The following is a 24,410-nucleotide window of genomic DNA, read 5'->3' on the forward strand; positions in this document are numbered from 1 at the left end:
TGGTCACGCCGTCGTGGACCGGCCGACACCAGCCGCCCTGCCGGACCGGCCGACGTTCGGCAGGATGGACCACGCCCTGACCACCGACCCGACGGAGGACGACGTGACCGATCCCGGTGCTGCCGACGACGCCGACCGCGCGGAGCAGGAGACCCTCGTCGACCCGGCCGCGCCCTCCGTGGCCGGCGAGGCCGCGGGTCCCGGGGACGGCGTTCCCGAGGCCGATGCCCTCGAGCAGCAGCTGGCCGCCCGTCCCGGCGAGGCCGGGAACCCGGCTCGCCCGCTGGGCGACCGCGAGGCGAACGAGGCCGACCTCCTGGAGCAGGCGACCGACGTGCCGACCGACGAGGACGAGCTGCGCGGCTGACGCTGGGCGTCGGTTACATGTGACGATCGCATTGCGGAAACCCGTCGATCTCCAATCTCCGGGTCTTCGGAGGCCTACTCGCCGGTAGCGTCGAGCGTCGGGCTGCCCCAGGGGCGGCCCGACGGGCGTGCCGGGGCCACCGTGACCGGGCCCGCCGGAGGGCGGGACACCGTCCCGTGGCGCCGGTCACCGCTGGTCGGAGGTGCTCCCGCATCCCCGGACCACCGGTGCCGTCGGTCGTCCGACCGACGGACTCGAGGCGAGAGGAACATGTGACCGCACTACGCGTCGACGGCTTGTACAAGGTCTTCGGTCGGCATGCTGCCCAGTCGGTGAACCGGCTCCGCGCCGGCGCCTCGGCCGACGAGATCCGCGCCGAGGGTGGTACCCCCGCGGTGATCGACGTGAGCCTGGCGGTGGAGCCGGGCGAGATCTTCGTCGTCATGGGGCTGTCGGGCTCCGGCAAGTCGACCCTGCTGCGGATGCTCAACGGGCTCCTCGAGCCCACGGCCGGCACGGTGCACGTCGGGGACGACGAGATCACCGCACTGAGCGGCAAGGCCCTGCGCGAGGTGCGGCAGCGCCGCATCAGCATGGTCTTCCAGCACTTCGCGCTCCTGCCGCACCGCAGCGTCGTCGACAACGCCGCCTACGCGCTGGAGGTCCGCGGCGTCGACCGGCGCACCCGGCTGGCCGCGGCGAACGAGGCGCTGGCGATGGTGGGCCTCGAGGGACAGGCCGACAAGCGCCCCGACGAGCTGTCCGGCGGCATGCAGCAGCGCGTGGGACTGGCCCGGGCGCTGGCGTCGGAGGCCGACGTCCTGCTGATGGACGAGGCGTTCAGCGCCCTGGACCCGCTGATCCGGCGTGAGATGCAGGACCAGCTGTTGGAGCTGCAGGCACGGCTGGGCAAGACCATCGTCTTCATCACCCACGACCTCAACGAGGCCATGCGGCTCGGCGACCGGGTCGCGGTCATGCGGGACGGGCGCGTCGTGCGGCTGGGCACGCCCGAGTCGATCCTGGACGACCCCGGTGACGAGTACGTCGAGCGCTTCCTCGCCGACGTCGACCGGGCCCGCGTCTACACCGCAGCCGACGTGATGGCTCCGGTCTCCGTCGTCCCCGTCGACGTTCCCCCGGCCGTCGCCCTGGAGGCCCTGGGCGGACGCGGCGTCACCGCCCTCGCCGTGGTGGACCGGGCCGGGAAGCTGATGGGCGTGGTCAGCGCCGCGGACCTGCGCGCGGCCGCGGGAGACGTGACCGCCGCCGTCCGTCCGCCGGCCGCCCAGGTGCCGGCCACCGCGACGCTGGCGGAGCTGCTCGGCCCCGCCGGGGCGAGCTACGCCCCGGTGGCCGTCGTCGACGACGCCGGCCGTCCGTGCGGGCTCGTCGACGCGCGAGCCGTCCTGGGGGCCCTGGCCGGCGCGACGGACGACGGGCGCCCCCCTGCCGGTTCCGTCGACGACCGGGCCGAGCTGCTGGAGGGTTCCCGTGGCTGAGCCGACGACCGTCCTCGCCGTCGAGGACAGCCCGCTGCCCCGCATCCCCGTGGGCGACTGGATCGACACCGGCCTGGACTGGGTGCGCGAGAACTTCGAGCCGGCCATCGACGCGGTCAGCGACGTCACGCTCGCCGCCGTCGAGGGCCTCACCGACGGCCTGCTGTTCTTCCCGCCGCTGGTGCTGGCACTGCTCCTCGCCGGGGTCGGTCTGCTGGTCCGCTCGGTCGTCTTCGCGGTGGGCTCCCTGGCCGGCCTGCTGCTGATCCAGAGCATGGCGCTGTGGACCGAGTCCATGGAGACCCTCGCCCTGCTGCTGGTCGCGGTCCTGGTCTCGGTGGTGATCGCCGTACCGCTCGGGATCGCCGCGGCCAAGAGCGACCGGGTGAGCGCAGCGCTCCGCCCGGTGCTGGACTTCATGCAGACGATGCCGGCCTTCGTCTACCTGGTGCCCGGCGTGGTCTTCTTCGGGCTCGGCGTCGTGCCCGGCACGATCATCACGATCATCTTCGCCCTGCCGCCGGGGGTGCGGCTCACCGAGCTGGGGATCCGGCAGGTGGACCGGGAGACGGTGGAGGCCGGGCAGGCGTTCGGCAGTTCGCCGGGACAGATCCTCCGTGGCATCGAGCTGCCCCTGGCCCGTCCCACGATCATGGCCGGCGTCAACCAGGTGATCATGCTGGGGCTGTCGATGGCGGTCATCGCCGGCATCATCGGCGCCGGCGGCCTGGGCGGCGTCGTTTCGCGGAGCATCTCCCGGCTCGACGTCGGCCTGGGCTTCGAGGGCGGCCTGGCCGTCGTGATCCTGGCGATCTACCTCGACCGGCTCACCGCGTCCTTCGGGGGAAGCGGCCAGGGACGACGCGGGATCGTCGCCGCGCTCGCCCAGCGGCGCCGCCGCCCACCGAGCGCCACCCCGGCCACGGCCGATCCGACGACCGGCACGGCGCCGCACCCGGCGCCGGAGCCCGCAGGCCGCCGCTGACCTGCAGCGGCCCACCGACTGCGCGGAACCGTGCGGGCGCCCTCCGGCGTCCGCCCGGTCCTCCGCGCTGCACGACGCCGTCCGTGCTCTCGCGGACGGCACCGATGAGAGGAGCACGACCATGAGCGCGTCTTCCATGCGCCGCACGACCCGGCTGGCGGCCGGCCTGGCCGCCGTCGCCCTGACCGCCACCGCCTGCGGCGGCGACGACGGCACGGACACCACGGCCACCGGGACCGGGGGCGACGCCGGGAACTGCGAGTCGGTCACCCTCGGCTTCCTGCCGTCCTGGACCGACGGCCTCAGCACCGCCTACCTGTGGCAGAACGTGCTCGAGGACCGGGGCGTCGAGGTCGAGTTCCAGGAGCTCGGCGAGGCCGCTCCGCTGTACGCCGGCCTCGCCGGTGGGGACGTCGACGTCTACCCGTCCGGTTGGTCGGAGGTCACCCACGCCGACTACATGGACGAGTTCGGCGACGACATCGAGGACCTCGGTGCCTGGTACGAGGGCGCGGTGCTCACCCTGGCCGTCCCCGAGTACGTCGACATCGACTCCATCGCCGACCTGACCGGCAACGCCGACCAGTTCGGTGGCCGGATCGTCGGCATCGAGCCTGGTGCGGGCCTGACGCGGATCACCAAGGAGGAGGTCATCCCGGCCTACGGGCTGGACTCCTACGAGCTCGTCGAGTCCTCCACCACGGCCATGCTGGCCGAGCTCCAGTCCGCCGTGGACGCGGAGGAGGACATCGTCGTCACCCTGTGGCGCCCGTTCTGGGCCAACAGCGAGTTCCCGATGAAGGACCTCGAGGACCCGGAGGGCGCACTCGGTGAGCCCGAGGCGCTGCACACCCTGGCCCGCGCCGGCTTCTCCGACGACTGCGCCGAGGTCGCCGAGCTCATGGGCGACTTCACCCTCACCGACGAGCAGTACGGCTCGCTGGAGAACATGGTCGTCAACGAGTACGGCGAGGGCGAGTACGAGGAGGCCGTCGAGGCCTGGTTCGAGGAGAACCCGGACGTCGAGGAAGCCCTCAAGAGCTGACCTCAGCGCCGCTGACCGCGGGCGCGGTCTCCGTCAACGTCGACGGGGACCGCGCCCGTTCTCGTCCGGCGCCCGATCGGATGACGTCGACCGCCTCCCGGCCCCGGCGCCGTCAGACTTCGCCAGGATCAGCGCCGTGGTTGCTGCGCTCGTCGTCCTGCTCATCCTCGTCGGCCTGCCGCTGCTCGCCTACTGGCTGGGCGGACGGCGGCGCTGGGCCCGCCTCGATGCGCTGGGGCGCGACCAGATGCAGGCCGAACGCGAGTGGATGAGCCGTCACCTGCTGGACCACCGCGAAGTCGCAGAAGTCAGCAGTGCATTGAACTGGGGGCGTGCGGTGCCCGACGAGCGGCTCCGCGCGGCCGTCGTCGAACGGGCGCGGATGGTGCAGGACGCGGAACGGGCCTGGCAGCAGGATCGCCCTCGGCTGACCACGGCGATGCGCTGGCTCAGCGCCGCCTGGTTGCTGCTGCTGATCACCGCCGTCGTGTTCGCCGTCGCCTTCGGGAACTGGCCGGGCGGGTCGTTCTTCTACCTGCTCGTGGCCGTCGGTTCCATCGGCGCCGGCTGGTGGCGGCGACGGAACCTGCAGCGGGCGATCGAGCTCAACGGCGGCTGACCGGCGTCAGTCGGCGAGGTCGGCGGCGTACTCGGCCAGCAGCGCGGCCAGGCGGGTGCGCCGGGGGCGGACGTCGACCTCTCGCACGGCCCGCATCAGTGCCGCGCCGCTGGCGTGCACGATCGAGAGGTGCTTCTGTGCGCGGGTCAGCGCCGTGTAGACCAGCGGCCGCGACAGCATCCCGCCGGCTTCCGGCGGCAGCACGACGACGACGCCGGGCCACTCCGAGCCCTGCGCCCGGTGCACGGTGATCGCCCAGCCGTGCCGCAGGTCCGAGAGCGCTGAGCCGTTGACCGTCACCGGGCCGGAGGCGAACGACACGTCCAGCGAGCCCTCGCCGGCCTTGGTGACCACCCCGACCTCGCCGTTGGCGAAGCCGATCGGCTCGAGGTCCAGGTGGTTGGCGGTGGCCACCACGCGGTCGCCGGGGTCGAAGCCGAACACGGTGCCCTCGCCCGGGTTGAGCACCGCCTTGAGCGCCTTGTTCAGCTCGATCGTGCCGGCCGGCCCACGGTGCACCGGCGTCACCACCTGAACGCCGCCGGGGTCGATGCCCAGCGCGCGGGGGATCGAGTCGGTGACCAGCTGCACCACCCGGCGCGCCGCCTCGGCGGAGCCGGTGGCCGGGACGATGACGACCTCGCGGTCGGGGGAGTCGACCGGTGGCAGCTCGCCGCCCCGCACGCCGGTGGCCAGCCGGGCGATGGCCCCGCCCTCGGCCTGCCGGTAGAGGGTGGTCAGCTCGGTGACCGGGACGGCGCCCGAGTCGATGAGGTCGCCCAGTACGTGCCCGGGCCCGATCGAGGGCAGCTGCGCGGGGTCACCGACCAGCAGGAGGTGGGTGCCGTCCTGGCAGGCCTCGAGCAGCGCCGCGGTCAGCTCGACGTCGAGCATCGAGGCCTCGTCGACGACGACGACGTCGGCGTCCAGCGGCCACTCCTCGTTGCGGGCGAACCCGCCGGTCATGCCCTGGGCGCCCAGCAGCCGGTGCACGGTGACCGCGGGGTGGTCGGTCAGCTCCTCCAGCCGCTTGGCCGCCCGTCCCGTGGGCGCGGCCAGGGCCACATCGGTGCCCTTCGCCCGCAGCAGCTTCACGATCGCGGCGACCGTGCGGCTCTTGCCGGTGCCCGGCCCGCCGGTCAGCAGGCTCACCCCGGCACCCAGCACCTGCGCGACGGCCTGCTTCTGCGCCTCGTCCAGCCCCTTCGCGACCGAGCGCACCGAGGCGGGGTCGGCGATCCGCTCGGCCGCGGCGGCCAGCCGGGCGACGTTCTCGGCGACGGCCTCCTCGGCCATGCCGAACCGGGCCAGCGACAGCATCCGCAGCGCCGGATCCGGCTCGGCGGGCTCGGCCATGTCGCCATTCCCGCCCAACCCGTCGTCGTCGGGGAGCGGGGGCTCGTGCTCCAGCACGTCGCCGGACTCGACGGCGGCCACCACCGCGGACGCCGGGTCGGTGATGCCCTCGGCGCGCAGTGCGGCGACGACGAGGTCGGCGGGCAGGACGGTGTGCCCGTCCCGGGTGGCGGTGCGCAGGGTGAGCCCGACGATGGCGCGGCCGCGCCGGGAGTCCTGCCGGTCGGCGCCCGAGAGGACGGCGATGGCCAGCCGGTCGGCGTCGGCCAGCGACACGCCTGACAGGCTGAGCAGCGCCCACGGGTCGTCGCGCAGCCGCCGGGCGGCGTCCGGGCCCAGCGTGTCGGCCACGCCCGCGGCCAGCTTGGCCGCCAGCCCGGCGCCCACCAGCATCTCCACCACCTCGTAGGTGGGCTGCGCGGCCAGGAAGCTGGAGAAGAGCCGCTCGGCGCGCTGCCGCCCGACCCGCGGCAGCTTCAGCAGCCGGTCGGCGGTGACGTCGTCGGGAGCGGTGATGTTTGCGGCGGGCAGCTCGGCTGCGGTCCGCCGGCCGAGCCCGGGCCAGAGGCCGGCCGCGCAGAAGGCGGCGAAGACCGGGTCGCCACCGGGCACCGGCGCTGCGGCGGTCATCGGTCCGCCCGCCGCTCGGGGTAGCCGGCGGGCGCCGCGGAGACGTCCTCCAGGGCCGTGCGGATGGCCGCGGGCAGCCGGACGCCGTCGGCGTCGAGCGAGGCCTGCAGCTGCTGGGCGGTGCGCGCACCGACGACGGGGGCGACGACACCGGGCCGGTCCCGCACCCACGCCAGCGCCACGCCCAGCGGGCTGGTGCCCAGCCCCTCGGCCGCGGTGATGACCGCCTCGACGATCCGGTCGGACTTGCGCGAGCGCAGGCCGTCGATGAACGCCTGCCACTGCGGCGAGGCGCCCCGGGACTCCGAGGGCGTGCTGTGCCGGTACTTGCCGGTGAGCAGCCCTCGGCCCAGCGGCGACCAGGCCAGCACGCCCAGACCGAGCGCCTCGGCCGCCGGGACGACCTCGCGCTCGACGCCGCGCTGCAGGAGCGAGTACTCCACCTGCGTGCTGACGACCGGCGTGCGGCCGGGCCAGGCACGCTGCCAGGTGGCGGCCTGCGCGGTCTGCCAGCCGGAGAAGTTGCTGATGCCGATGTAGCGGGCCCGGCCGGAGGAGACGGCGAGGTCGCAGGCGGCCAGCGTCTCCTCCAGGGGCGTGGTGTCGTCCCAGGCGTGCACCTGCCACAGGTCGACGTGGTCCAGGCCCAGCCGCTGCAGGGACGCGTCCAGAGCGGCCAGCAGGTGCCCGCGGGAGGAGCCGCGCCCCATCGGGCCGGGCCCGGTCCGGCCGGCGGCCTTCGTGGCGACGAGCACGTCCCCGCGGGGGACGACGTCGGCCAGCAGGTGACCGAGGATGCGCTCGCTCTCGCCGTCGCAGTACACGTCGGCGGTGTCGACCAGCGTGCCGCCGGCGTCGACGAAGGCGGTGAGCTGCATCGCCGCCTCGTCCTCGTCGGTGTCGCGGCCCCAGGTCATCGTGCCCAGCGCCAGCCGGCTGACGACCAGACCGCTGCGCCCGAGCGCCCGTTGTTCCACGACCGGCCAACCTACCGGCGGGGAGCCGGTCCCACCGGCGAGCACCCACAGCCTCGGAGCGGCGCGCCGGAAGCCGTCGCGGGCGCCGCCTAGGGTGACCGCTCGTGCGTGCCTGCCTGATGCCGACGTCGTCCGCCCCGAGATCTGCCCCGCAGGGGTCTGCGGCCGCCGGAGGCCCCGGCCGGGCGGGTTGCGCCGGCGGAGGGCCGCGCTGATGGGCTGGTTCGAGGCCGTCGTCCTGGGCCTGGTCCAGGGGCTGACCGAGTTCCTGCCGATCTCCTCCAGCGCCCACCTGCGCGTCGTGGGCGAGGCGTTCGGCTGGGAGGACCCCGGCGCCGCCTTCACCGCGATCACGCAGATCGGCACCGAGGCCGCCGTCCTGCTCTACTTCCGCCACGACATCTGGCGGATCCTCACCGCCTGGTTCGCCTCGCTCGGCGGCCGGCGGAAGGGCGACCCCGACGCCCGCATGGGCTGGCTGATCATCGTGGGCAGCCTGCCGATCGGGATCCTCGGCCTGCTGTTCGAGGAGGACATCGAGACGACGTTCCGCGACCTGCGGATCGTGGCGACGGCGCTCATCGTGTTCTCGCTGATCCTGTACTGGGCCGACCGGGTGGGCGCCAAGCAGCGGCAGCTGGACCAGCTCACCGTTCCCCACGGCATCGGGTACGGCTTCGCCCAGGCACTGGCGCTCATCCCCGGCGTCTCCCGCTCCGGCGGCACGATCACCGCCGGGCTCTTCCTCGGCTACTCCCGCGCCGCCGCGGCCCGCTACTCCTTCCTGCTGGCCATCCCCGCGGTGCTGGCGTCGGGCTTCTACCAGGCCTACGACGAGCTCACCGGCGACGTCACCGGGCCCGGGGTGGCCTGGGGGCCGACGATCCTGGCCACCGTGCTCGCGTTCGGTGTGGGCCTCGTCGTCATCGCCTGGCTGCTGCGGTACCTCGCCCGCGGCTCCTTCACGCCGTTCGTGGTCTACCGGATCGCCCTCGGCGCCCTGGTGCTGGTGCTCGTATTCAGCGGCGTCCTCGACCCCGAACCCGCCTTCGTCCCGTAGCCCCCGCCGGCCCGGCGCGGCCACCTGCGGGGAAGCCGGCCCCGGGGGGCTGCGGGGACGACCACGTTCCCCGCAGATGGCGTGCGGGGCGGGCGACCGGGCTCCGTGCCCGCCCGCCCGTAGTGGAAGGACCCCGCCCCCCTCACGCCTCGCGAGCTCGGCATGAGCCTCCGGGCGGGGCCGGTAGAGCAGACCGGAGCGGAACACCGCATAGTCTCCGGCCGTGACCACGGTGATCCTGCTCCGGCACGGGCGGACGACGGCCAACGCGGGCGGGATCCTGGCCGGCTGGACGCCGGGGGTGCAGCTCGACGAGGCCGGCACGGCGCAAGTTGCCGCGGTGGGGGAGCGGCTGGCGAAGGTGCCGCTGGCCGCCGTCGTCAGCAGCCCGCTGGAGCGGTGCGTGCAGACGGCGTCGGCGATCACCGCCGGGCGCGACTTCGACCTGCGCACCGACGACCGGCTGGGTGAGGCCCGCTACGGCGACTGGACCGGCCGCACGATCAAGGAGCTGGCCAAGGAGCCGCTCTGGAAGGTCGTGCAGCAGCACCCCTCGGCCGCAGTCTTCCCCGGGCCCGAGGGCGAGGGGCTGGCGCACACGCAGGCCCGCGCGGTGGCCGCCGTCCGCGCCTGGAACGCCGAACTGGGCCCCGGCGCCGTGTGGCTCGCGTGCAGCCACGGCGACGTGATCAAGGCGATCCTGGCCGACGCGCTGGGCCTGCACCTGGACCAGTTCCAGCGGATCGTCGTCGACCCCGCGTCGATCTCGGTGGTCACCTACACCGAGACCCGGCCGTTCGTCGTCCGCGTCAACGACACCGGCGGGGACGTCTCCGCGCTGATCCCGCCGCCGAAGAAGCGCGGGCGCCGGAAGGCGTCGTCGGACGCCGTCGTCGGTGGCGGATCCGGCGCGCCCGCCTGACGCGCCCGCGTAACCTGGGCGCGTGCCCCGTCAGGTCCATCTCTTCGACCGTCCCAGCCGGTTCGTCGCCGGCACCGTGGGCCAGCCAGGGGACCGCACCTTCTACCTCCAGGCGTCCGACGGCGGTGGCCGCACGGTCAGCGTCGCGCTGGAGAAGAACCAGGTGCAGGTCCTGGCCGACCGCATGGCCGAGCTCCTCGACGAGGTGTCCGGCCGTGCCGACGCGGTCATCCCGCCCGACGCCGACGTCGACGACCTCGATCCGCTCACCCCGCCCGTGGACGAGGAGTTCCGCGTGGCCGCCATGGGCCTGGCCTGGGACGGGGCCGAGCAGGCCGTCGTCGTCGAGGCCGTGGCGGCGGGCGAGGAGCCGATCGAGGAGGACGCCATCCTCTCCGACAGCGACGAGGGCCCCGACGCGCTGCGGGTGACGATCACCCCGATGGCGGCGCGGGCCTTCATCGCGCGGGCCCGGCGCGTGATCTCCGCGGGCCGGCCGTCGTGCCCGCTCTGCTCGCTGCCGCTCGACGCCACCGGCCACGTGTGCCCGCGGCAGAACGGCTACCGCCGCTGACCGGCGGCGTGCGATGAGCGAGCAACCAGCCGAGCCCGTCCTGCGGGCCCCCGTCGACGACGCCGAGGCCCTGCACCTGCTGCAGACCGGCGAGATCGATCTCGAGGGCCGGATGCTCGACGCCTCCAACGTGACCCTGGTCGGCACCATCCGTTCCGGCGACCTCGGCGGCGAGTGCGTCTACAAGCCGGTCGCCGGCGAGCGGCCGCTGTGGGACTTCCCCGACGGCACGCTCGCCGGCCGGGAGATCTCGGCGTTCCTGGTCTCCGAGGCGACCGGCTGGCGGGTCGTCCCACCGACCGTGCTGCGCGACGGGCCGTTCGGGCCGGGGATGGTGCAGCTGTGGATCGACGGCGACGAGGACGTCGACCTGGCCGAGTTCGTCCGCCGCGACGACCCGGCGCTGCGCCGCATGGCGGTGTTCGACGCGGTGGTCAACAACGCCGACCGCAAGGGCGGGCACATCATCCCGATGCCCGACGGCCACGTGTACGGCGTCGACCACGGCATCTGCTTCTCCGTCGACCCGAAGCTGCGCACCCTGCTGTGGCGCTGGGCGGGCCGGCCCATCCCGCTCGCGGCCCTGGAGGTGCTGGAGCGGCTGGCCGAGGAGCTGCGCGGTGAGCTGGGGGAGCAGCTGCACGAGCACCTGACCCGGCGCGAGGTGCGGCGCACCCAGCAGCGCGTGGCCGACCTGCTGCGCACCAAGCTGCACCCCGAGCCCAGCGGCGACTGGCCCGCCCTGCCCTGGCCGCCGTTCTGAGCCATGACACTGCGATCCTCCGGATCGCACCGCGGCCACGTGCCGCCCTCCTGCCTCGCTGAGCCGTTGCCCATGTCCCCGTCGGGATACTGCGGGCCTCGCGACGGGTCCACTCCAGCGTGAACCGGTTGCGCGGCGAGCACCGGCTCGGCGAGGGTGTCCGGCGTGGGTGACCTGGGAGTGGACACGCAGGTGGAGCAGGTCGACGAGGGACGCTTCCGGGCCATCCCGTCGCCCGAGTGGAACATCTGGGGGCCGATGGGCGGCTACATCGCCTCCTTCGCCCTGCGGGCGGTGGGTGCGACGGTCCCCGAGCACGAGCCGGCCGCGTTCTCCTGCCACTACCTCGGGGTGGCCCGGCCGGAGCCGATCGACATCGAGGTGCGCAGCGCCAAGCCGGGCCGCACCGCCGGCTCGTCGACCGTCTCCATCACCCAGGACGGGAAGCCAATCCTGAACGCGATGGTGTGGGCGGTGGCCGGGAACGAGGGCCTCGAGCACGACGAGTCGGTGCCGCCCGACGTCCCCGGGCCCGACGAGCTGAAGTCGATCGAGGACCTGGTGCCGGCGGGCAGCGGGCCTCCGTTCCCGTTCTGGAACAACCTCGAGGGGCGGCCGGTCGTGTGGGAGGACGGCCCGCCGGACGGCCCGCGTCCCGCCGTGTGGCAGGAATGGCTCCGATTCCGGCCGGCAGCGACGTTCCGGGATCCGTGGATCGATGCCGCCCGCTCGGTGATCCTGGTCGACCTGCCGAGCTGGCCGTCTGCCCATCGTCCGCACGCCTGGCAGCGGCCGCGCTTCATCGCGCCCACCCTGGACCTGAACGTCGCCTTCCACCGCCCCGCCGTCGACGAGCCGTGGCTGCTCTGCGACGGCTCGGCGCCGGTGTCCACCCGGGGGATGTTCGGCTGGCGGGCGAACGTGTGGTCGCCGAGCGGGCGGCTGCACGCCTCCGGGGGCGGCCAGTGCCTCTACCGGCGGCTGCCCGCCTGAGCCGTCCACGAGGTCATCCCCACGGCGGCAGCGTCGGTGCGGGGCCCCGTCCGGTGGTCCACGCGACGAGGGCATGTCCGCCGGCCCGCTGCGGAAGAGCGGCGAGCAGCGAGGGCAGCCAGCGCTCCACCAGCTCGTCCGGCCAGTCCGTCCACTCGTAGCCGAGGCCGAGGTCGACGTGGTGGGCCTCCACCTCACGCCACCTCCGGAAGACGAGGTCCCGAGCCGGACCGGTCGCCCCGCCACCGAGCCGGACCGTGCTGACCCACACCCCGTCGTCCGCGGTTCCGAATGCGCGGTCGGCGGCGTCGTCGGCGCGCACCAGATCGGTCACCACGTCGCGGGCGGGCCGGGCGGCTCCGGCCTCGATCTCCGCCGCGCGTGCCGCGGCGCCGCCGGCGTACTGCTCGACGAGCTCTCCGGCGCGTGCTCCCTCCAGCCGGCGGACGACGCTGTCGGCGTTGCGGGCCAGGTGCGCGAGGACGTGCCCGACCGTCCACCCGGGCAGCCGGCTGGGACCGCGGAGCGCCGCGTCGTCGACGTCGGCCACCCGCTCGTGCACCCGGCGGTGTGACTCCCGGCACGCAGCGATCTCGGCCCGAAGCGTCTCGTCGTCCATCGCGACAGCCTGTCAGCCCCCCGGCGAGCCGAACCACGCGAACTCGTGGCCATCACGGGGGCCGATCGCCACGAATCCGCATGGTTCGACGGTGGGTGGGGGCCCCTAGGGTGCCCGGCATGCCGCACCGGAGCCGCCTGTCCATCCTGCTGCTCGACCTGCCGCCGGAGCACCACGCCGCAGGCACCTCGTTCTGGGCGGGGGCCACCGGGCGCCCGGGCGGAGCCGACCCCGGCGACGCCGACTGGGCCTCGCTGGGTTCCTTCGCCGACGGCTGGCACGTCGAGATCCAGCGGACGGGGAAGGGGACACCGCCGCGCTGGCACGTCGACATCGAGACCGACGACGTCGACGCCGAGGTCGCCCGGCTCGAGGCGCTGGGCGCGACGCGGTACCGGGACATGGGCAGGTTCTGGCAGCTGCTGGACCCGGCCGGGCTCGTGTTCTGCGTCGTCGGCGTGCAGACCGGCGAGGAGTTCGACCGGCACGCGGTGACCTGGCCCTGAGCTACTCCAGGTGGATCGAGGCGATCATCGCGGCGGCCTGCAGTCCGTCGCCGTCGACGGTGAGCACGTCGAGAGGAACCCGGCGCCACACCGCGAGCAGCAGGTCGCCGGCGTTGCCGGTCAGCGTCGCGACGGGGAACGGCCGCGAGCCGGCGAACAGGGTCCGCTCGGCGTCGGCGTCCACGGCGTGGAGGACCACCGGATGGGCGTCGGGCGGCGGTCCGTCGGGCAGCGCGGCCGGGACCATGACGTCCAGCCACTCGTCCAGCCCGTCGAGCCCGAGGTCGGCCGGGATCGGGCGGACGTCGCCGAGCACCTGCTCCACGTCCACGGTGTGCACCGCCGCCTCCTGGGCCTGCCGGCGCAGCACGAAGGCGACGTCCTTCTGCCGCGCCCAGGTCCAGACGCGCTCGGCCGGATCGGCCTCGGCCAGGGCCGCCTCCAGCTCGGCGCTGCGGGCGGCCGCGTAGCCGAGCAGTTCGTCGTCGGGGTGCCGGTCGGGCCGCTCGTAGCCGGACAGGTCCTGGGCGCGGGTCCGCACGACCCAGGCCCAGAATCGCTGCACCTCGGCCAGGTGCCAGACCAGATCGGCCAGCGACCAGTCGGGGCAGCCCGGCACCCGCGCCGCCCAGCCGTGGGCCAGGACGCCTGCGGCGGCGGCCTCGGCGAACCGTGCGTTCGACCGTCGCAGCGACGGGAGGTGGTCGTGGATCTCCATGGCGTGTCCTCCTCCGCGACGACCGCTCCGGAGTGCGGGGCGGTGACGTCGGACCTGCAATCTAGGCTCGGGTCGTGCTCTCCTGGCCCGCTCCGCTCCTGCCGACCCTGCCGGGCACCGGTCCCGCGCTCAAGGTCCACGACACCGCGCGCGGTGAGGTGGTGGCCACCAGCCCGGACCGGACGGCCCGGATGTACGTCTGCGGCATCACGCCCTACGACGCCACCCACCTGGGGCACGCCGCCACCTACCTCGCCTTCGACCTGGTCAACCGGGTCTGGCGGGACGCCGGCCACGCCGTGCACTACGTCCAGAACGTCACCGACATCGACGATCCGCTGCTCGAGCGCGCCGCCCGCGACAACGAGGACTGGGTCGTCCTGGCCATGCGGGAGACGGCGCTGTTCCGCGAGGACATGACGGCGCTGCGCGTGCTGCCGCCGGAGGACTTCGTCGGCGCGGTCGAGGCGATCCCGCGGATCGTCGGCCACGTCGAGAGCCTGCTGGACGACGGGCTGGCCTACGCGCTCGACGACGGCACCGGCGACGTCTACCACGACATCGCCCAGGCGCCCGGCTTCGGCAGCGAGTCCCGCTACGACGAGGCCACGATGCTCGGCTTCTTCGCCCAGCGCGGGGGAGACCCGGAGCGGGCCGGCAAGAGGCAGCCCCTGGACCCCATGCTCTGGCGCGGCGCCCGGCCCGGCGAGCCGTCGTGGCCCGGCCCGCGCGGCACCCACGGCCGGCCCGGCTGGCACATCGAGTGCGCCGCGATAGCCCTGGACACCATCGGCATGGGCTTCGACGTGCAGGGCGGGGGGAGCGACCTGGTCTTCCCGCACCACGAGTACTCCGCCGTCCACGCCGAGGCGCTGACCGCCACCAAGCCCTTCGCCCAGGCCTACGTGCACGCCGCGATGATCGGCCTCGACGGCGAGAAGATGAGCAAGAGCCGCGGCAACCTGGTCTTCGTCTCCAAGCTCCGCGGCGAGGGGGTCGACCCCATGGCCATCCGGCTGGCCCTGCTCGCGGGGCACTACCGCACCGACCGCGCCTGGACGCCGGCGCTGCTCCGCGAGGCGCAGGAGCGGCTGGGCACCTGGCGGCGCGCCGTCGTCCAGGACACCGGCGCGCCCGCGGCCGCCGTGCTGCTCGGTCTCCGCGAACGGCTGACCGAGGACCTGGACAGCCCCGGGGCGATCGCGGTGGTCGACGCCTGGGCCGCGGCGACGCTGTCGGGTGCCGGGGAGCGCGAGGAGCAGTCCCCGACGATCGTCTGCGACGCCGTGGACGCGCTGCTCGGCGTCGCGCTGCAGGACGGCTGATGACGGCCGCCGCTCCGTTCCGGTTCACCGACCGGGCCGCGCGCGAGCTCGCCGAGGAGCAACTCGCCCCCGCGGCGTGCCGGGCGGCCGCCTCCCGGGGCCGCGCACGGCCGGAGCCCGAGGACGAGCTGCGGACGGCGTTCGAACGGGACCGCGACCGGATCCTGCACGCCAAGGCCTTCCGGCGGCTCAAGCACAAGACGCAGGTCTTCCTCAACCCCGACGGCGACCACTTCGTCACCCGCCTGACGCACACGCTCCAGGTCACCCAGGTGGCCCGCTCGCTCGCCCGTGCGCTCGGCCTCAACGAGACGCTCGCCGAGGCGATCGCGCTGGCCCACGACGTCGGGCACTCGCCCTTCGGGCACATCGGCGAGGACGCGTTCGACCCCTACGTGCCCGGCGGCTGGCACCACGCCGCCCAGGGCGTGCGCATCGTCGAGGTGCTCGAGCACCTCAACCTCACCTGGGAGGTGCGGGACGGCGTCCGGGCGCACAGCTGGAAGATCACCCCGCCACCGTCGACCCGCGAGGCCGAGTGCGTGCGCTACGCCGACCGCATCGGCTACCTGTCCCACGACGCGCTCGACGCCGTCCGCGCCGGCGTGCTGCGGCCCGACGAGCTCCCGGCCGGCACCCGGGCGGTGTTCGGCGAGCCGGGCAGCCAGATGGTCGGCGCCATGATCGACGCCGTCGTGGAGGGGTCGCTCGTGCCCGGGAACACCGGCGTCGTGCGCATGGCTCCCGAGCCGCTGGAGGCGATGCACGAGCTGCGGGCGTTCATGTTCCAGCGGGTCTACGAGTCCGAGACCGCCGCCGGGCAGAAGCACGTGGCCGTCGACGTCATCCGCCGCCTCGTCGACCACCACCTGGCGCACCCCGAGCTGCTGCCGGCGTCCTACCGCGACACCGAGGCCGACCCGGTCACCCAGGTCGTCGACTACGTCTCCGGCATGACCGACCGGTTCGCGCTGGCCACCCACGACCGGCTGTTCGACGACGACGCCGCCTCCCGGATGCGCCCGCTGCTCCGCTCCGCCTGATCCGGGGCGGCTACCGCTCGGTGAGCGCGGCCCGCCGGCCGGCGTCGTGCTCGGCGTCGGTGATCACCCCGCGGCGGTGCAGGTCGTCCAGCTCGGCCAGCCGCTGCTCCAGGCTCCGCACCGGGGCGGCCAGCGGACCGCGCGCGAGGCGGACGGCCACCTCGGCGGGCGCGGCCAGCGGGTCCAGCCCGCTGTCGCGCAGCACCCTCCGGCTGCGCGCCAGGCTGACCACGATCATGACGACGACTACCACGATGAACGCCGCAACGAGGCCGAAGAACCCCAGGAAGACCGAAGGGAACTCACCGAAGTCCTGCTCCATGCCGCCACGCTAGACCCTTGATCCATGCGCGGATCGTCACGGCACGCCAGGCCGAGCGTCAGCCGCCGGCCGGGCCGCCGCGACGACGCAGGTAGCGCTCGAACTCCCGGGCGATCTGGTCGCCGTTGGCCTGGGACAGGTCGACCTCGGTGGCCCGCTCCTCGAGCGAGCGCACGTACTCGACGACCTCGTCGTCCTCGTTGGCCATCTCGTCGACGGTCTTCACCCAGTCCTCGGCCTGCTGGGGGAGCGCCCCGACCGGCACCGCAATCTCCAGGACCTCCTCCACCCGCCGCAGGAGGGCGAGCGTCGCCCGGGGCGAGGGCGGCTGCGAGACGTAGTGCGGTACGGCTGCCCAGAAGCTGATCGCGGGAAGGCCGGCCTGCACGCACGCGTCCTGGAACACGCCGAGGATGCCCGTCGGGCCCTGGTAGCGCGAGGTCTCCAGGCCGTACGCCTGCGCCGAGTCGTCGTCGTAGGCCGAGCCGGTTACCGGCGTCGGGCGGGTGTGCGGTGTGTCGGCCAGCAGCGCGCCCAGCGAGACGACCGTCTGCGCGTCGAGCTCCTGCAGCAGGCCGATGAGCTCCTCGCAGAACCCCCGCCAGCGCATGTTGGGCTCGATCCCGCGGATGAGCACGACGTCGCGCTCGCTGCCCGGGGGCCGGGCCACGGAGATGCGGGTCGTCGGCCACTCGATGCTCCGGCTGACCCCGTCGATGAGCGAGACCGTCGGGCGGTTGACCTGGAAGTCGTAGTAGTCCTCGGGGTCCAGCGCGGCCAGCGGCGTGGCGTCCCAGATCAGCTCCAGGTGCTCGACCGCGCCGGTGGCGGCGTCGCCGGCGTCGTTCCAGCCCTCGAACGCAACGACCACGACGGGGTCGGTGAGTTCGGGCAGGTCCTCGGCGCCGGACTTCGGATCGATCACCCTTGCGAGCCTACGTCGATCCGCCCGCCCGGCGAGGCGGGGAACCCTTGGGTGTGAACGGAGCCCACGTCGTCGTCGTCCGCGCGCCGAAGTGAGACCATGGAGCCGACATCGGGACCGCCCAAGCCTGGGCAGACCCGCCGGGGGTGCCGGAGCTCGTCCACGGAGCCGGAGCCCGCACACCCACAGCCACGCAGTTCTGGGGAACGCCTGTGTCCGACTCACCCGCCCTCCGTCCCGACGCGACGGCCCAGCTGACCGCCCTGCTCGAGCAGCGCATCCTCGTGCTCGACGGCGCGATGGGCACCGCCATCCAACGGGACCGCCCGGACGAGGCCGGCTACCGCGGCGAGCGCTTCGCGGACTGGCCGAGCGACGTGCAGGGCAACAACGACCTGCTGAGCATCACCCAGCCGGAGATCATCGCCGGCATCCACCGCGAGTACCTCGAGGCCGGTGCCGACCTCGTCGAGACGAACACCTTCAACGCCACCACGATCTCGCTGAGCGACTACGGCATGTCCGACCTCGCCTACGAGCTCAACGTCACCTCCGCGCGGCTGGCCCGCCGCGAGTGCGACGCGATGACCGCCCGCACGCCGGAGAAGCCGCGCTACGTCGTCGGCGCGATCGGCCCGACCAGCCGGACGGCGTCCATCTCACCGGACGTCAACGACCCCGGCGCCCGCAACGTGACCTTCGACGAGCTCGTCGGGGCCTACCTCGAGCAGGCGAACGGCCTGGTCGACGGCGGCTCCGACGTCCTGCTGATCGAGACGATCTTCGACACCCTCAACGCGAAGGCGGCGATCTTCGCGCTGGAGACGCTGTTCGAGGAGCGCGGCCGTCGCTGGCCGGTGATGATCTCCGGCACGATCACCGATGCCTCGGGGCGCACGCTGTCGGGCCAGGTCACCGAGGCGTTCTGGTACTCGGTGCGGCACGTCCGGCCGCTGATGGTGGGCCTGAACTGCGCGCTGGGCGCCAAGGAGATGCGGCCCTACATCGCCGAGATCTCCCGGATCGCCGACACCTTCGTCTCCTGCTATCCCAACGCGGGGCTGCCGAACGCCTTCGGCGAGTACGACGAGTCGCCCGACGAGACCGCCGCGATCGTGGCCGAGTTCGCCGACGCCGGCTTCGTCAACCTCGTCGGCGGCTGCTGCGGCACGACGCCCGGGCACATCGCGGCCATCGCGCGCGACGTGGCCGGGAAGACGCCGCGCGTCCCGGCCGAGGTCCGTTCCGCGCTGCGCCTGTCGGGGCTGGAGCCGGTGACGGTCAGCGAGGAGACGCTGTTCGTGAACGTCGGCGAGCGGACCAACATCACCGGCTCGGCCCGCTTCCGGAACCTGATCAAGGCCGGCGACTACCCGGCCGCCCTCGCCGTCGCCCGCCAGCAGGTCGAGGCCGGTGCGCAGGTCATCGACGTCAACATGGACGAGGGGATGATCGACGGCGTCGAGGCGATGGACCGCTTCACCAAGCTGGTCGCCGCCGAGCCCGACATCTGCCGCGTGCCGGTGATGGTCGACTCCTCCAAGTGGGAGGTCATCGAGGCCGGGCTCAAGACCGTCCAGGGCAAGTCGATCGTCAACTCGATCTCCCTGAAGGAGGGCGAGGAGAAGTTCGTCCGCGAGGCACGGCTGTGCCGCAAGTACGGCGCCGCCGTCGTCGTCATGGCCTTCGACGAGGACGGGCAGGCCGACGACCTGGAGCGGCGCAAGCAGATCTGCCGGCGCGCCTACGACATCCTCACCGAGCAGGTGGGGTTCCCGGCCGAGGACATCATCTTCGACCCGAACGTCTTCGCCGTCGCCACGGGCATCGAGGAGCACGCCAACTACGGGCTGGACTTCATCGAGGCCACCCGCTGGATCAAGCAGCACCTGCCGGGCGCGCTGGTCTCCGGCGGCGTCTCCAACGTCTCCTTCTCCTTCCGGGGCAACAACCCGGTGCGCGAGGCCATCCACGCGGTGTTCCTCTTCCACGCCATCGCCGCGGGCATGGACATGGGCATCGTCAACGCCGGCGCGCTCGAGGTCTACGACGAGGTGCCGGAGCTGCTCCGCGAGCGGATCGAGGACGTGATCCTCAACCGCCGCCCCGACAGCACCGAGCGGCTGCTCGAGATCGCCGGCGACTTCGCCGGTGACGGCAGCGTCAAGGAGGTCGCCACCGAGGAGTGGCGGAACCTGCCGGTGGGGGAGCGGATCACCCACGCCCTGGTGAAGGGCATCGACGGCTTCGTCGAGGACGACACCGAGGAGCTGCGCGCGCTCATCAGCGAGCGGGGCGGACGGCCGATCGAGGTCATCGAGGGTCCGCTGATGGACGGCATGAACGTCGTCGGCGACCTGTTCGGCGCCGGGAAGATGTTCCTGCCGCAGGTGGTGAAGTCAGCCCGAGTCATGAAGAAGGCCGTGGCCTACCTGATCCCCTACATCGAGGCGGAGAAGAGGCCCGGCGACGCCGAGCGCAGCAACGGCAAGGTCGTCATGGCCACCGTGAAGGGCGACGTCCACGACATCGGCAAGAACATCGTGGGCGTCGTGCTGCAGTGCAACAACTACGACGTCGTCGACCTCGGGGTCATGGTCCCCGCCCAGAAGATCCTGGACGCCGCCAAGGCCGAGGGAGCCGACGTCATCGGCCTGTCCGGGTTGATCACGCCGTCGCTGGACGAGATGGTCAACCTGGCCTCGGAGATGGAGCGCCAGGGCTTCACCATCCCGCTGCTCATCGGCGGGGCCACGACGTCGCGGGCGCACACCGCGGTCAAGGTGGCGCAGAAGTACTCCGGTCCGGTGATCTGGGTGAAGGACGCCTCCCGCTCGGTGCCGGTCGTGGCCGCGCTGCTCTCGGACGAGCAGCGGCCCAGGCTGCTGGCCGAGACCGACACCGAGTACGCGACGCTGCGCGAGCGGCACGCCGCCCGGCAGGACAGCCGGTCGCTGCTGCCGATCGCGACCGCCCGCGAGGCGGCGACCCCGATCGACTGGACCGACTACGCGCCGCCGCGACCGCGCATGCTGCTGCAGCAGGCGAAGGACGTCTGCTCCGGCCCGGACTGCGACCACCTGCACGACCGGGCGACCCAGTTCGTGAAGTCCCTGCCCGACTACCCGCTCGCAGAGCTGCGCGAGTACATCGACTGGCAGCCGTTCTTCAACGCGTGGGAGATGCGCGGCCGGTTCCCCGACATCCTGCACAACCCGACGACCGGTGAGGCCGCACGCCGGCTCTACGAGGACGCGCAGGCGATGCTCGACCGCATCGTCGAGGAGAGGTGGCTGCGCGCCGCCGGTGTGTTCGGGCTCTTCCCGGCCAACCAGGTCGCCGGGGACGACATCGAGGTCTACACCGACGAGTCGCGCCGCGAGGTGCGCACCGTGCTGCACCAGCTCCGGCAGCAGACCGAGGGCCGGGACGGATCGCCGCGCAAGTCGCTGGCCGACTTCGTCGCGCCCAGGGAGACCGGGCTGCGCGACTACATCGGGGCTTTCGCGGTGACCGCCGGCCTGGGCTCGGCCGAGCGGGTGGCGGCCTTCAAGAAGGACAACGACGACTACAGCGCGATCATGCTCGAGGCCCTGGCCGACCGGCTGGCCGAGGCGTTCGCCGAGCGCCTGCACGAGCGGGTGCGCAAGGAGTTCTGGGCCTACGCCCCGGACGAGCGCCTCGACGCCGACGGCTTGATCGCGGAGAAGTACCACGGCATCCGGCCGGCGCCGGGCTACCCCGCTTGCCCGGAGCACACGGAGAAGCTGACGATCTGGGACCTGCTCGACGTCGAGGCGCACACCGGCATCGAGCTGACCGAGAGCATGGCCATGTGGCCGGGCGCCGCGGTGAGCGGGCTGTACTTCTCCCACCCGGACTCGCAGTACTTCGTGCTGGGCCGGGTGGGCCGCGACCAGGTCGAGGACTACGCCCGGCGCAAGGGCTGGTCGGTGGACGAGGCGGAGAAGTGGCTCTCGCCGAACCTGGGCTACCGCACCGAGGACGAATAGCGGACCCCGAGCCCACCGTCCCCGGCGCCGTGCTCCGGGGACGGTGGGCTCACTCGACGACGAGGACGTCGGCGAAGGACGCCGAGTGGGCGCTGGTGAACCCGTACTCGCCGGCCTCCTGAGGGGCGAGGAAGGTCGTCAGCGTCCGCGACGGGACGACGAGGTCGAACGAGCCGTCGGCCGCGGTGAGGGTGACCTCGGCGTCGCTGCCGTTGAAGACGGTGACCCGGGAACCGGCGACGACCGGACGGGCGACGTGGAAGCGCTCCTCGTCGACCAGGACCCCCACCGACAGCTCGCCGTGATCGTGCCCGGCCATCGGATCGGCGGCCGCGGGCGCGGCGGTGCCCGCCGGCGCGGCTGACGCCGTCCCCGTGGGCGCGGCGTTCCCCGGTGGCGGGGACGCCGCCAGCGCCACGGCCAGGGCCACGGTCGCCAGCATGACCAGGACCTCGCCGGCGGCGAACCGGCGGAAGGCCCGGCCGTCGCCGGCGCGGAGTCGAGGAAGCGTGCGCCGGCGGTGCTGCCGGCCCAGCAGCCCGAGCACGGTCAGGCCCGCGGTCTTCGCCACGAGCAGAGCGCCGTACCCGGTGCCCAGGGCGGCCGGCACCGCACCGCTGCCGCCCAGCACCACCCACGCGGCGAGGACACCCGAGACCGCCGTCGCGAGGAACGCGGCGAGGGCCAGTGAGCTGAACCGCGACGCGATTCCGGGCAGGGCCTCCGCGCCGCGGCCGTGGACCAGCAGCGCTCCCAGACCGCCGATCCAGACGGTGGCGGCCACGACGTGCACGCCGAGGGTGGTCACGGCGAGCAGGTGGTCCTCGGCCCCGGAGGAGTGGCCGCTGAGCACGACCGGGAGCACCAGTGCCGACAGCCCCAGGAGGAGCAGGATCCGGGCGCCGGTCGCGGTGCACCGGGACGCCGCGACCGCGACGACCAGCGCGAGCGCGACCACGAGCAACGCGGCGCGCCCGGCGCCGGTGTCCTCGACGAACACCCGGAGCGAGGTCCAGGACACGGACGTGGGGTCCGTCCCCAACAGCCGGCTGAGCGTGAGGAGCGCAGCGATCCCCGTCGCCGCGGCCCACGCCACGGCCCAGGTCGACGCGGCCCGCAGCGCGTGCCGCGACTGCGCGGGCAGCGCCGCCCCCCGCCCGGGCAGGAGGACGGCGGCGAAGAGCAGCGTGCCGATCGTCCCGACGGCCGCGACCCGGCCCGCCAGGGTGGCCACCGGCAGGCCCCATTCCACGATCCGGCCGGCCGCGGGCAGGCCGGTCGGCCCCTCGGCCGGTTCCCCCGAGCCCACGGCCAGCGCCAAGAACAGCAGGCCCAGGAGGGCCGCCGTGGTGGCGAGGGCGGCGAGCAGGTACCGGCGCCGCCGGCCGGGGCGCGGCAGATCGTGCTCGGGCAGGGGCGTCGGAGGCGCCACGGCCGGCGCGCCGCTGCTCACCCGCGTCGCCGGAGCCGGCTGACCAGCACCACGCCGAGCCCGACGAGGACGACGCCGCCGACGGCCGGCCACACCGCCGCGACCCCGTCCTCGGCCGCGGTCGTGTCCGGGCCGCTGGACGCGGCCGGCGACGGCGTACCGGAGGGGGCGCTCCCCGTGGTCACCGCGAAGTCGAAGGTCCCGGACAGGGCGTGCCCGTCGGAGGACGAGCTCCGCCACTCGACGCGGTAGGTCCCGGCGGACAGCGTCCTGTCGAGCGGCTGGACCACCGTCGTGCCCCGGATCTCGGCGTCTCCGGCGGACACGGGTGCGCCGTCGGGGCCGGTCACCGCCACCAGCGTGCCGATGGGGAGCGGCTCGGCCGTGAAGTCCAGTTCGACGGTGGCAGGGCCCTCGGGAACCGTGCTCCCGGCCGCCGGACTGGTGCCGACCAGGCCGTCGTGCGCCAGCGCGGAGGGCGGGGTACCGAGGTGCACCGCGCCGAGCCCGGCGACCAGGGCCAGGACCGCCGCCGCTCGGGAGAGAGCCCGCCCCAGGGACGCACGACGAGAACGAGTCATACCCATCTTTCGTCGGGGCCGGGTTTCCGGATGTCGGAAACGTCGATCAGCGTGCGCGACCGATACGGTGCGAGCAATCGGGACGTACACGATCGGGTCGTCTCCCAACGATTCCGGCGTCGAATGAACCGCCCGGGGCACTGGTGCCGAAGGTCAGACGGACAGCGCGGCGGCAGGGACCCTCCTGCCGGTCATCCGATCGCTGACCTGGGTCACACGACCGGATCGACGGCCGGCGCACCGATGCGCCGGTCGGCAGGACGGGCGACCGGTTCCGAGCCGCCGCCCCGGCACCACTCCGATCACGAGGAGCACACCTTGCGCAAGGCATTCGCACTCCCGACCGTCGCCATCGCCGCTGCGGCGTTCCCGCTGCTCGCCATGTCCTCCGCATCGGCGCACGAGGGCGCGTCGAGCTACCAGGCCGACCTGGGTGCCCTGAACCAGTCCGGCGTCTCCGGCACCGGGATGGTGACCCTGGACGGGAACACCGCCACCGTCATGATCGAGGCCTCCGGCCTGCTCGCCGGTGCGCCGCACGCCCAGCACTTCCACATCGGCGCCGCGGGCACCTGCCCCACCGCCGCCGACAACAAGGACGGCGACGCCTTCCTGAGCACGACCGAGGGCGCTGCGGCCTACGGCGCCATCGGCACGTCCCTGACGGTCACCGGCGACACCAGCCCGGACAGCGGGCTGGCCGTGGACCGCTTCCCGACCGCCGAGGGTGGCTCGCTCAACTACGAGCGGACCATCGAGGTCACCGATGACGTGCACAAGGCGTTCGAGGCCGGCACCGCCGTGCTCGTGCTGCACGGCGTCGACGAGAACGGCAGCGGAACCTACGACGGCGACGTCAAGAGCGACCTCGACCCGTCGCTGCCCATGGAGGCCACCGCTCCGGCCGCCTGTGGCGCTCTCGAGGTCGCGCAGATGGGTGCCGCGCCGGCTGGCGGTGCCGAGACCGGCGCCGGCAGCACGTCCGGCATCGAGGCGCAGGGTGCGATCGGCGTCGGCGCCCTCGCCGCCGTCGGTGCGGTCGCTGCTGGTGCCGTTGCCTACCGCCGTCGTCAGGCCGACCAGGCCTGATCCCGGCTGCCCGGTCGTGGGGGGGGGGGGGGGGGGGGGGGGGG

The 24,410-nt window shown here is 73.7% G+C and carries 23 protein-coding genes; 15 read left to right on the forward strand and 8 right to left on the reverse strand.

Going from position 1 to position 24,410, the window contains the following annotated elements; genetic code table 11:
• Positions 1–64 precede the first annotated feature (64 nt).
• The 5 genes from RM425_RS20300 to RM425_RS20320 all read left to right on the forward strand — a co-directional run bounded on the left by RM425_RS20300 (position 65) and on the right by RM425_RS20320 (position 4,518).
• Positions 65–367 carry a hypothetical protein gene (locus RM425_RS20300; protein WP_311347046.1) on the forward strand — a complete coding sequence of 101 codons (303 nt, stop codon included), beginning with the start codon at positions 65–67 and terminating at the stop codon, positions 365–367.
• A 272-nt stretch (positions 368–639) separates the two neighbouring features.
• Positions 640–1,869, forward strand: a complete 1,230-nt coding sequence (locus tag RM425_RS20305) for a quaternary amine ABC transporter ATP-binding protein (RefSeq protein WP_311347047.1) — start codon at positions 640–642, stop codon at positions 1,867–1,869.
• On the forward strand, positions 1,862–2,854 hold the full coding sequence (locus tag RM425_RS20310) for an ABC transporter permease (protein ID WP_311347048.1): 993 nt from the start codon (positions 1,862–1,864) through the stop codon (positions 2,852–2,854). The genes RM425_RS20305 and RM425_RS20310 overlap by 8 nt, the downstream gene beginning before the upstream one ends.
• A gap of 121 nt (positions 2,855–2,975) precedes the next feature.
• On the forward strand, positions 2,976–3,899 hold the full coding sequence (locus RM425_RS20315; RefSeq protein ID WP_311347049.1) for a glycine betaine ABC transporter substrate-binding protein: 924 nt from the start codon (positions 2,976–2,978) through the stop codon (positions 3,897–3,899).
• Between the two features lie 136 nt (positions 3,900–4,035).
• Complete coding sequence (locus RM425_RS20320; protein ID WP_311347050.1) at positions 4,036–4,518, forward strand: hypothetical protein; 483 nt, start codon at positions 4,036–4,038, stop codon at positions 4,516–4,518.
• Positions 4,519–4,524: 6 nt separating this feature from the next.
• On the opposite strand, the gene RM425_RS20325 is transcribed toward RM425_RS20320, so the two are convergent.
• Positions 4,525–6,504: an AAA family ATPase gene (locus RM425_RS20325; protein ID WP_311347051.1), complete on the reverse strand. Its 1,980-nt coding sequence runs from the start codon at positions 6,502–6,504 to the stop codon at positions 4,525–4,527.
• Positions 6,501–7,481 (reverse strand): aldo/keto reductase, encoded by a 981-nt coding sequence (locus RM425_RS20330; RefSeq protein ID WP_311347052.1) that lies wholly within the window; start codon positions 7,479–7,481, stop codon positions 6,501–6,503. Before RM425_RS20330 ends, RM425_RS20325 begins: the two co-directional genes overlap by 4 nt.
• Positions 7,482–7,695: 214 nt before the next feature.
• Between RM425_RS20330 and RM425_RS20335 the strand changes: the two genes are divergently transcribed.
• The 5 genes from RM425_RS20335 (at position 7,696) to RM425_RS20355 (ending at position 11,793) form a co-directional block, all read left to right on the forward strand.
• A complete protein-coding gene (locus tag RM425_RS20335) occupies positions 7,696–8,541 on the forward strand; it encodes an undecaprenyl-diphosphate phosphatase (protein WP_311347053.1) in 846 nt (281 codons plus the stop codon).
• A 223-nt stretch (positions 8,542–8,764) separates the two neighbouring features.
• Positions 8,765–9,463, forward strand: coding sequence for a histidine phosphatase family protein (locus RM425_RS20340; RefSeq protein ID WP_311347054.1), 699 nt, complete (start codon positions 8,765–8,767; stop codon positions 9,461–9,463).
• A 22-nt stretch (positions 9,464–9,485) separates the two neighbouring features.
• On the forward strand, positions 9,486–10,037 hold the full coding sequence (locus tag RM425_RS20345) for a DUF3090 family protein (RefSeq protein WP_311347055.1): 552 nt from the start codon (positions 9,486–9,488) through the stop codon (positions 10,035–10,037).
• A 13-nt stretch (positions 10,038–10,050) separates the two neighbouring features.
• Complete coding sequence (locus RM425_RS20350) at positions 10,051–10,800, forward strand: SCO1664 family protein (RefSeq protein WP_311347056.1); 750 nt, start codon at positions 10,051–10,053, stop codon at positions 10,798–10,800.
• A 165-nt stretch (positions 10,801–10,965) separates the two neighbouring features.
• Positions 10,966–11,793, forward strand: coding sequence for an acyl-CoA thioesterase (locus RM425_RS20355; RefSeq protein ID WP_311347057.1), 828 nt, complete (start codon positions 10,966–10,968; stop codon positions 11,791–11,793).
• A gap of 13 nt (positions 11,794–11,806) precedes the next feature.
• On the opposite strand, the gene RM425_RS20360 is transcribed toward RM425_RS20355, so the two are convergent.
• Complete coding sequence (locus RM425_RS20360) at positions 11,807–12,412, reverse strand: maleylpyruvate isomerase N-terminal domain-containing protein (protein ID WP_311347058.1); 606 nt, start codon at positions 12,410–12,412, stop codon at positions 11,807–11,809.
• 119 nt (positions 12,413–12,531) lie between these two features.
• Between RM425_RS20360 and RM425_RS20365 the strand changes: the two genes are divergently transcribed.
• The gene (locus RM425_RS20365; protein WP_311347059.1) at positions 12,532–12,918 is read left to right on the forward strand and encodes a VOC family protein; all 387 of its coding nucleotides are present in this window, start codon (positions 12,532–12,534) and stop codon (positions 12,916–12,918) included.
• 1 nt (position 12,919) lies between these two features.
• Here RM425_RS20365 and RM425_RS20370 read toward each other — a convergent pair whose 3' ends face one another.
• On the reverse strand, positions 12,920–13,636 hold the full coding sequence (locus RM425_RS20370; RefSeq protein WP_311347060.1) for a maleylpyruvate isomerase family mycothiol-dependent enzyme: 717 nt from the start codon (positions 13,634–13,636) through the stop codon (positions 12,920–12,922).
• A gap of 74 nt (positions 13,637–13,710) precedes the next feature.
• Here RM425_RS20370 and mshC point away from each other — a divergent pair, with 74 nt between their 5' ends.
• Together mshC and RM425_RS20380 are read left to right on the forward strand one after the other, a co-directional pair.
• Positions 13,711–14,961 (forward strand): cysteine--1-D-myo-inosityl 2-amino-2-deoxy-alpha-D-glucopyranoside ligase, encoded by a 1,251-nt coding sequence (mshC, locus tag RM425_RS20375; protein WP_311347061.1) that lies wholly within the window; start codon positions 13,711–13,713, stop codon positions 14,959–14,961.
• Positions 14,961–16,004, forward strand: coding sequence for an HD domain-containing protein (locus tag RM425_RS20380; protein ID WP_311347062.1), 1,044 nt, complete (start codon positions 14,961–14,963; stop codon positions 16,002–16,004). The genes mshC and RM425_RS20380 overlap by 1 nt, the downstream gene beginning before the upstream one ends.
• A gap of 10 nt (positions 16,005–16,014) precedes the next feature.
• Here the strand turns inward: RM425_RS20380 and RM425_RS20385 are convergent, their stop codons facing one another.
• Positions 16,015–16,326, reverse strand: a complete 312-nt coding sequence (locus RM425_RS20385) for a hypothetical protein (protein WP_311347063.1) — start codon at positions 16,324–16,326, stop codon at positions 16,015–16,017.
• A gap of 58 nt (positions 16,327–16,384) precedes the next feature.
• On the reverse strand, positions 16,385–17,251 hold the full coding sequence (locus RM425_RS20390; protein ID WP_311347064.1) for a PAC2 family protein: 867 nt from the start codon (positions 17,249–17,251) through the stop codon (positions 16,385–16,387).
• A 212-nt stretch (positions 17,252–17,463) separates the two neighbouring features.
• Here RM425_RS20390 and metH point away from each other — a divergent pair, with 212 nt between their 5' ends.
• Entirely contained in the window at positions 17,464–21,264 is a 3,801-nt protein-coding gene (gene metH, locus RM425_RS20395) for a methionine synthase (protein WP_311347065.1), read from the forward strand.
• Between the two features lie 49 nt (positions 21,265–21,313).
• Here the strand turns inward: metH and RM425_RS20400 are convergent, their stop codons facing one another.
• Entirely contained in the window at positions 21,314–22,717 is a 1,404-nt protein-coding gene (locus tag RM425_RS20400) for a copper resistance D family protein (protein ID WP_311347066.1), read from the reverse strand.
• Positions 22,714–23,277 (reverse strand): copper resistance CopC family protein, encoded by a 564-nt coding sequence (locus RM425_RS20405; protein WP_311347067.1) that lies wholly within the window; start codon positions 23,275–23,277, stop codon positions 22,714–22,716. Before RM425_RS20405 ends, RM425_RS20400 begins: the two co-directional genes overlap by 4 nt.
• A 318-nt stretch (positions 23,278–23,595) precedes the next feature.
• Here RM425_RS20405 and RM425_RS20410 point away from each other — a divergent pair, with 318 nt between their 5' ends.
• Positions 23,596–24,366: a hypothetical protein gene (locus RM425_RS20410; protein ID WP_311347068.1), complete on the forward strand. Its 771-nt coding sequence runs from the start codon at positions 23,596–23,598 to the stop codon at positions 24,364–24,366.
• Positions 24,367–24,410: the final 44 nt, after the last annotated feature.

The sequence above is a fragment of the Blastococcus goldschmidtiae genome, from assembly GCF_031845325.1.
Lineage (GTDB): Bacteria > Actinomycetota > Actinomycetes > Mycobacteriales > Geodermatophilaceae > Blastococcus > Blastococcus goldschmidtiae.